The sequence below is a fragment of the Pseudomonas sp. NCHU5216 genome (assembly GCF_052156495.1).
Lineage (GTDB): Bacteria > Pseudomonadota > Gammaproteobacteria > Pseudomonadales > Pseudomonadaceae > Aquipseudomonas.
The window spans coordinates 34,687-42,421 of sequence record NZ_JBQLIX010000045.1 but is presented as its reverse complement, the minus strand read 5'-3'; the positions used below and the strand labels follow the sequence as shown (position 1 = coordinate 42,421).

Below are 7,735 nucleotides of genomic sequence, written 5' to 3'. Positions count from 1 at the left end.
GGTAAGTGAAGCCATCGGTGCCGTTCCAGTCAGGGTCAGGGGTGTAGGTGAAGCGGCCATCGGCATTCATCACCAACTGACCATGCTGCGGGCCGGCCACGATCTCGACGATGAGGGCATCGCCTTCGATATCGCTGGCAAGGGCCAGCAGGTCGATGGCGAGGGTGCTGTCTTCCTCCAGGGTAAAGCGGGCGTCAGCCACTAGCGGTGCGTCGTTCACCGGGGAGACGCTGATCGTCACGCTGGCCAGGTTGGATTCCAGTTGGCCATCGCTGAGCCGGTAGGTGAAGCTGTCCTCACCCGACCAGTCGGCGGCCGGCACGTAGCGCAGGCGGCCCTCGGCCGTCAGCGCCAGGGTGCCATGGGCCGGGCCGGTGACGACCACCGGTCGCATGCCCGCCTGATCGGCGCCGAGGTCGTTGGCGACCACATCGATATCCACCGGCGTATCTTCGGCGGTGGCCGCCACGTCGTCACGCGCCTCCTGCGGCATGCCCAGGCGCAGGTCGCGCACCGTGACCTGGCTGCTGGTAGCGGCCGCGCCGCGACCGAAACCGATCAGGTCGTAGGAAAGATTCACCACGGTGCCCGCGGCGATGCCAGACAGGTCCACCAGCACCGTGCGGCTGCCGTCTGCGTTGCGGATCGTGGTGACGCCCGAGGCCTTATACTCACTGCCGTCGGCCTGGAGGTTGAGGAAGGCGTCGTTACGGCTCAAGCCAGTAGCGCCCAGCAACGACAGGCCGGTACTGGCGTCGATCAGTGCGACTTCAAAGGCGTCCTGCGGCCCATCGTCCCGCACCAGCGTAGGAGCGACCGTAAAGGAGAGGAAGCGGTCGTTGGCACCGACGACAAAACGCTGCCGTGCGCTCGATTGCGCCTGCACGGCTTCGTGCAGGTGGATGACATTCCCCACCGTGCTGGCGGCACCGGCCACGGCCCATGCCGTGGGATCGAACGCCGACAGAGCATCCAGGTCGGTCTGCTGCGCCGCCTCGTTATAGGCAAGCGCTGGCACGCCAGCCGCCTCGTCGGCGGTGCCGATAGTCACGTAGCTCATGCCGCGCTGTACGAAGGACTGCTTGTCCTGCAGGGCGGCAATGTCGGCGGCGCTGGGCAGCCTGCGCATGCCCGGCGAGAGGTATTGCCCCATCACGCCAGCCTCGCTCACCACGGATGGCAAACCGACAACGTGGCCCAACTCGTGGATCAGCACAGTGAGCAGATCAATCTTGCCAGCCGCAGGGCTGCCTTCGGACGCCCTGAATACCTGATCCTGGGCAGTGGCCACGTACTCGCTGTTGTCGCCGGCGCTGGTGTCCACGAACCAGCCCCAGCCAGCACCCGTGACGTCCAGCGCGATCTTCTTGCCCTGGGTAAAGCCGGCCAAGCCATCGGCCAGATCGGTAATGGCGATCTCCACGCCATCCAGAAGCGTTGGCGATGCGCCCGCATCGAGCCAATATTGCCGGGCCTGCGCAAATACCCGCTCGATATCCGCCAGTTGAAGTGGAGTGACGCCGATACCGCTGCCTTCGTAGTTGACGTTCTGGTTTTGTGGCCTAAGTTGCTCGACGGCGCGCAATTCAATGCGAGGGGCCTCTACAGTGAGCATGGCCCTGATCCGCTCCATCCGATAGGCCAGCGCTTCGTCGGGCACCGCCTTATCAACGAAATCCCCGATCTCTTCGTCAAAGACATTCGCTTTCCACTCGGAGAAGGTAATTTTGCCTTGACGAATCCCCTCGAATAGCGCCTCGAGCTGCTTGCCGGGAGCACGTAGTAAGGGATCCACCCCCTCCCCCAGACTGGATTTGAGTGCCGGCATCTCGAAGCGCCAGTTAAAACTAGGGTTTTGCTCCAATGTCAAGGTCACACGCCAGAGCAACTCCAACGCATCTTGTACATCAGTATGTGCTCGCTCACCCAGGTATTTTCCAATATCTTCGGCTTTGACGGCCCCATTCTCCGATGGGAAGAACCGTCCCGCCGTCAGCTTACGGTCTACGAAGATGGTTATATCACCCGTTTCCTCCCGTCCCTCGACTCGAATGTATGGTTTTTGCTTATCCGTCATATCTGCCGACTTCTTGAATAGAACGGAATACTCCTGGCGGAAACCCTCGGCATCGACGATTCGTCCTACCACCCCATCTTCGTACTGGAGCCAGGGCTGCAAATAACGATCCGGCACATCAATATCGAACTTGTCGATCATCTCCTTATATTGGCTCCGAAGACCGCTGCTGTCAGCGCGAATGACGACATAGCCCTCCAGCTCCTGAACCCCTTCGGCGATCGCCTTATCCAAATGGGCATCACCGTCATAACGTGGGGTTTCAAATTTCGGCAGTACGCCTTCGCCGTTAGCCAGCCGAACCCCCTCGCAGTTCGTGTTATGAACCCAGAAGCCATGCTTTCCGCCTACGTAATAGGTATGGAAGTCCTCAACCTCGAGATTGAAAACTGGCACGCGCAGATAAGGGTCATCGCTCGCCAGTACCTCACTGGGAAGATAGCGAAGTTTCTCTGCCAGAGAATCATCGACAGCAGCGTAATTAACATAGTCGAAGACTGTACCCCTCTCCTCCAAACTATTCGTACCTTTGATCCAGCCAATACCATCTTGACTCGTTCGATATATACGACTTACGCCACCTACATAGGCCCTACCGCCATCACCTTGACGTAGCCATTGATAGAGTTTGAGCTCATCGGCACGCGTCCAGCCGACGCCTTCTACCCAGAAGGGATGGTTTCCTGTCGCCACCACGAAATAAGTAGGGGCAGGGAAAACCCAGCCTTCCGGACAAATACTGATCTTGAAAATAGGTTGGGGATCATGCGCAAAGGTTCTGACCACACGCTTGTATTCCGGCTCGCCAGAACCGTCTTCGGGGCTGGAAAGTACCCAATCCCCTACCTGAATTTCCTCAATCGGCTTCTTACCTTCCCTCGTATAAACACGCGTGCCTTTGATAAAGCACCCACCCGCCTGCGCCGGGTAGCGAATATCCTCATCGACCTTGGACAACTTGGCGGCAATGGCCTCGAACAAGGCCTTGCCCGATAGTTTCAGCTCGTTGATCGCGTCCTGAACCATTTTCTGCAGCGGTTCGAGCCGGAACCGGCTGGCGAACTCCGCGGCGATACCCGGTTCGATCAAGGCGTTCATGGCGCCTTGCTGCTGTGCCTCACGCAACTTGTAGGCTTGCAGCATCTTCAGATCCGCCGGCAAATCGGAGCGTGCAAGAACCTTGGCGATGCTCGCCGCCTGCTCGCGGTACCACTGGGCAGCCTGTGCCAAACCCATGGATTTCTCGGCGGGGGTGGTGAAGACCAACTCATCGCCAATGCGCACTTCCGTCTTGCTACCGATGCGAATGACGCCAGGGTCGGTGATAGCCGCCGAGGTGGCTTTGCCCTGCGGCGTCAGCAGTTGGATCGACAAAGCATTATCGAAGGTTGCAGCGCCTTCGATCACCTTGTTCTTCTTCAGACCCAGCCCGACGAATTCGCCGAGCTTGTTGAAGAAGCTGGAGGCAATTTCGGGTGCCACGGACAGCGTGCCGCCGATGCCACCAGCGACAACGCCGGTCAACAGCACTTTTTCCATATCAATATCCTTCTGCCCATCCTTGCCATTGGTAAGCGCATAGATGTTGTTCAGCCCTGCCTGGATCAAGGTTTCCGCCGCCATGCCGGAGGCAGCGGCACCAACGGCCCCGCCCAGGAGCTTGGTCAACCACCCCTTGGCCGCGCTGGAAACCTGCACCGCCGTGCCGCCTGAGCTGAACTGAATCTTGCTCGCATAGCCGGTCGCCATTACATCCGTGAAATTGCTGCGGCTAAAGGCGTTATAGCTGATCTCGCCGCTGTTGTACTTCTGCACGCGCTCCTCGTAGCGCTCGAAGTAGCCGCCGGTGACCAACGCATCGAAGCCCTTCTTGAGCAGCGTGACCACCAGGCCATCTTCGGGATTGCTCCAGGTGCTTTCGAGTTGGATCAGTGGCGGTTCGGCCACGACCATTTCTAGCTGCGGTACCGGTACCGAGGTGTCGCTGAGTTCGATCGACGCTCCACGCGGCACGAACGACGACAGGCCCCATAACCAGTTGAAGTTCTGGCCTGCAACGACCTGGTCGTAACGCGAAGCCGTAACCTCGGGTATCTGCGAGCCGAAACCGTTGCTGCCGTCTCCCCCCACGGGAACGTTGCGGTCGATGGGCAAGCTGCCGACCAGGCGCCCGGCTGCTTCCACCCGCGCTTTGTGCTCCGGGGTATTGGCCTGGATGGCTGCCTGCACCAGGGCTGCGGCGTTCCAGGTGAACAGCGAGTGGCTGGTCGGCGCAAAGAAGTCGTAGTTCGGTGTGTGGTTCCACACCGATGCGTACAACGTCCCGTCCGCGGCCAGGCCAATGCGCTGGATGGCGCTGCCTGGAATGGGCGAGGTCGCCCCCAGGTATTCCGCAGGCTTGCCGCCCTCGGCGAAGGGGTTCCTGACCACGCCGATCTTGCCGCCGATCTGATAGGGCGGCAGCTCGCCCGGCTCGGTCAGCACCGGGTCGGTGAAATACCAGTTGTCGTCCGCCACCAGGGCGTACTCCTCCCCTTGGTAATTGACCACCACGATGTCGGAGCTGGTCAGAACGTTCTGGCGGAACTTCTTGTAGGCAGAGGTGAACTCGGTCGCGCCACTCATCGAAATCACTTCGACGTTGTCCGCCGTGCCGCCAAGATTGCCAAAACCGTCGGTCTTGACAAGGATTCTCACCAACCCCTTGGAATAGGAACGCGGGTCAGAGGCCAGGAACTCGCCTGGGGAGTCTCCAGCCGCGATGAAGGTTGCCGTGCCCCCTCTGCGCGAGTTGTTGGCGGTGGTACGGACGTCGTTCAGGTCGACATCGACCACAGCACCGTAATCGACCCTGGCGAACGAAGTGTCGCTCGTGGGAATCCGGTTGAGGTCGAAGATACGAACCCTACCGGACTCGTTGATAGCCCCCAGATAGGACGAGGCGTTTATCGCGATGCCACGATAGCCCTCGGTCGGCAGGCCTGGCTGGTAGATGCTCTGTTGCTGTTTGAGGAAGCTGGCACTGGTCGGGTCGATATTGATCCGAACCAGACCGCCCGTACCGTAGCGATTCGAAGCCAGGGAAACGTAGAGCCAGCCATTGTTGCTGACCATCTGGCTGATCCGCCCACGGGCATTACTGTTCAATTCAAGGGTGAAGGCGACCTCGCGGGTAAAGGTATCGACCACGTAGATTTTCACGGTGCTGCCGTTGGCGATGTCTCCTCCGGCGACGAACGCCAGCGCGCCATCCGTGCTGAAGGCGACGTTGTCCGACGCCGAGCGGGCAATATCCAGCGGCTGACCGCGTTCATCCTCGGTGATCTGATACTGCAACGCGATCGGCGCGCTGTTGGTCTGGGAGGCACTCCCGGTACCGCGGAACACCTGGATGCTGTTGGCATCGGTGATGAAGGTATCGCGGCTAGGGTCACTCCAGACACGAATCGGCAGGCTCTCGACCCTAGATCCAGCGCCCTCGACGCCCTGTGCATTGGGCTGGCGCGTCGTGCGTTCGATATGGATCAGATGCTGTGACAGCGCGATGTGCTCCGGAACCGTGAAGCGGATCTGATTGCCAGACGGGGTGACGTGGAACGACTGCCAGGTCAGGCCGCGCTCCACCGACAGTGAAGGCTGGGTAAGCTGGTTGCCTATGGGTTGTAGCCAGAGGCGGAAGTCGAAACCACCGCCACCTTGTGCCGGATACAGATTGGCGCCACTGAGGACGAGTTCACGCGTCTGCGAATCGTAGGTGGCCGAACTGATGCGCGGAGTCACGTCGTTCGCGCTGAAACTCGGAGGCGTGGGGAATTCCACAGTCTGCTGTGGATCGTTCAGGGCATCCGTCGGGATGTTCGCCTGATAGGTTCCGGCCAGGCTGTAGGTGATGGCCGTAAGGTACTGCGGCGCCGACGCCAGAATGCCCAAGGCAGCGAGAGGAGCTCCCAACGGAATGGTCATCATGGCGACGTGACCGATCTCGGAGAAGAAGGCGTTGAAGTCCACGCCCGTTCCCTGCAGGCGCAAGGCACCGGTCTTCTCTTCAAAGTAATGACCTTTGGGCCCAACGGTCACGATCATCCTGCCGCCCACGGTCATACCTTCATAAGGCGGGCTGGCGGTGTAAGCCTTGCCGTCGCTGCCGATAACACCGTTGTCCACGATCCACCAGGTCGGTTTGATGGAACCATCGGCCAGTGTGATGGTGCCCTCGCGCATGAAATAAACCTCGGTGCCCACCTCATAGCGAGTGGGCAGGCCCGTGGCCGCATCGAGTGGATTGTCGACGTCGAGCGCCAGTTGCATTGGCATGCTGACCGTCGCACCGCGCAGATCGATGTCGACTGCGGCGAGTGTCTGCAATAGTTCAGGCATCGGTAGCGGTGTGGCCAGGCTGTCCAATGCAACACTCTGGATCGACGCGGTAGTGTCTGCCGAAAGACTGCCAGGGGCGATGCTGAGAATGTTGCCCATCTGATCCGCCAGTGAAATACCTCCACTGGCAAGAACCTCCACTGCCCCGGTGCGTAACGGCGTCACATTGACCCGGATGAGCCCCTGCTTGCCTTCGTGGATGACCGTGATGACGGCCTGCCCCGGCGATCTGGCGATGACCAGGCCATCGGCGGTCACCTCAACAACAGCCGGGTCGCTGACGTAGTACTGCGTATCGACTGCTGTATGGAGATCCGCCCCCAGCCCATTGCGGGCGAATGCATGCACGTCGATCTGGCGCCGACCTACCTCGGCAGCGAGGTTGAAGAACGGCGGAAAGAGGTCAAGTTCGTTGTCATAGGCGTCGATCATATGATTCACACCGTCCCTGTTGACGGTGATGGCGTTCACGGCTTCCAGGCCTCGTGCGCTGACCTTGACGGTTGCCGTGCCATCGGCTTTGCCGCGCAGGCTGCCGTCTGCGAGCACCTCGACCACGTTGCCATCCGTGGACAGATAATCGAGATAACCCGCCATGAGCGTAACGCCCTGTTCATCCTCGAAGTCTCCGGTGACCTCCAACTGCCGCGCGGTGCCTTGGTGCAGAGACGCCAATCGCTCGATGTTGATCTGCAACAGCTTCGCGCCACTGACGTTCACCTTGAGTTCGATCGGCGCGCCCGCTGCGAAGCCATCGTCGGCTTGCAGGCGGATGCTGGCTTCGCCGCTATAGCCCGCCTCGGGGGTGAAGCGCAGTGTCACGCCGTCCGCATCGAGGGTGGCGGTGCCGTGGGTACTGCCCAATACGCGCCAGAAGACGACGTCGCCTTCCAGATCCTCGGCGATGCTGGCAAGGACCGCTCGCAAATCGAGGTCGGTGTGGGTCTTGAGCGCTGCCGGCTGCACTTGCGCGACCGGCGCCTGGTTGGCGGCGAAGCCGCTGTTGGCGTAGAGCACCTGGCGGTCGGCGGTGTTGACGAGGCCGTCGCCGGTCAAGTCACCCGCGGCATTGCCGGCCTGGCGCAGTTGATCCCACAACGTGCTGTCGGCGCCATCGACCTGGCCGTCGCGGTTGAGGTCGCCGGCCAGACTCAGGCGCAGTTGGGCCTCGCCCGCGCCGCTGACGCGGATGAGCTTGACGCCGGCTTCGGTAACGCGCAGCAAGCGGGTGACCTTGCCATCCACGGTGGCGGTCCCGATGACCTGGGCACCGCTGACTTC

At 60.9% G+C, this 7,735-nt stretch carries 1 protein-coding gene (cut by a window edge); it reads right to left on the bottom strand.

All coding sequences use genetic code 11. The annotated features are described in order from the left end of the window. On the bottom strand, nucleotides 1-7,735 hold part of the coding region annotated (locus tag ACSVIK_RS22670) for a CARDB domain-containing protein (protein WP_442446413.1) (this coding region is incomplete at its 3' end). 26,028 nt of the annotated region lie beyond the right edge of the window; 7,735 of 33,763 annotated nt are visible.